Annotated in this window: 1 protein-coding gene; it reads left to right on the forward strand. The window is 60.1% G+C overall.

Annotated features, from left to right (window positions below):
• The first annotated feature begins 90 nt into the window (after positions 1 to 90).
• Positions 91 to 1458 carry an RNA-guided endonuclease TnpB family protein gene (locus EIK79_RS17720; protein ID WP_185715703.1) on the forward strand — a complete coding sequence of 456 codons (1368 nt, stop codon included), beginning with the start codon at positions 91 to 93 and terminating at the stop codon, positions 1456 to 1458.
• Positions 1459 to 1512: the final 54 nt, after the last annotated feature.

Genomic DNA, 1512 nt, shown 5'->3' on the forward strand with positions numbered 1-1512 from the left:
CCACTGAGCGGGTGAAAGACTACGCCCGCGACAATGGCATCCGACATCCTCGTGCCTACGCTGAACTCATCGAGCAAGGATTGGACGCCAGTGACAACGATAACTAAGACGTTACAGGCGACGTTTGCGCCACCCACTGCGCACAAGCAGTCGAAACTCAACGACCTGCTCGACACGTACCGTGACGGGCTGCAAGAGGCGTTCGACGCCCGAGCGAGTACCATGTCGGCGGTGAGCGACATCGTGACGCCTTACGATCTGCCGTATCAGGCCAAAGCCGCGCTCTGCAACTACGTCCCGAAACTCCGCAGGACGTACAACGCCAAAGAGTTAGACGACGACCACCCGATACGGCTCACGAATCAGGCTGCGACGTTCGACCACTCCGAAGAACGCGACTACGAGTTTACGTGGTGGGTTCCACGCCCCGGTCGGGGGACGAACTTCTGGATACCGCTCCGCATCAACCCCGAACAGGAAGACCTCTGGCACGACCTCGTATCGGAGGACGCGAAAGCGGGCGAGATACGGCTTCAACAGCACCGAAAGAACTGGGTACTGCACGTCACCGTCAAGTACCCGGTCGAAGAACCAGCGACGGACGGTGACGCCACGCACATCGGCTTAGACATCGGAGAAACTGCCCTCATCACGGGCTGTGCCCTCAAGGACGGTTCTCCGACTGACCCGTTCGTGTGTAGCGGAAGCAGAGCGAAGCATCTCCGCAAAGAGATGCACACGACCCTGAAACGACTCCAAGCGCGTGACGCTTCGGAGTGGCGAATTGAAGACCGCTTCTCGCACTACCAGAACGCGCTCACCGACATCGTTGAGAAGGCGTCTCGGGAGGCCGTCGAGTACGCCAAACAGTATGAGACCCCGGTGTTGGTGATGGAGGACTTGACGTACATCCGTGAACGGCTCGACTACGGGAAGTACATGAATCGTCGGCTTCACTCGTGGGCGTTCGCCCGACTCCAAGGGCGCATCGAGGACAAGGCGACGGACGCAGGCATCCCGGTTGAGGACGTGACTCCGGCGTACACCAGCCAGACGTGCCACTCGTGCCACCGTATCGGTCGGCGGGACTCTCAAGCCGAGTTTCGGTGTCCGAACGACGCCTGCCACGTTTCGACGTTTCAGGCCGACATCAACGCTTCTGCGAATATCGCACGACGGGTTGACCCGTGGGGAGAGAGCGTCCCGCTTGACAAGGCGGAACGCGATGACTCGCCACAGGATGGGCGCGGTTGTGACACCGCCACGACTCCATCCGAGACGGCGAAGCCGTCTCGTGGTCACGAAAGACGCTCCGCGTCTTTCGAACGACACCGTGAGAAGAGCGTACCAGCGCAGATGACGCTCACGGCATTTCGAGAGTCGAAACCCTCTGCCAGCGTTCACGAAACTCCGTCTCGTGAGCCAACCAGAACCAGCGGTTCTGGTGACGACAACTAACTGGTATTCCTACTGCGTGGGAAGCCTCGCCGTTTACGGCGAGGAGGATGTCAC

The organism is Halocatena pleomorpha, assembly GCF_003862495.1.
GTDB classification, from domain to species: Archaea; Halobacteriota; Halobacteria; order Halobacteriales; family Haloarculaceae; genus Halocatena; species Halocatena pleomorpha.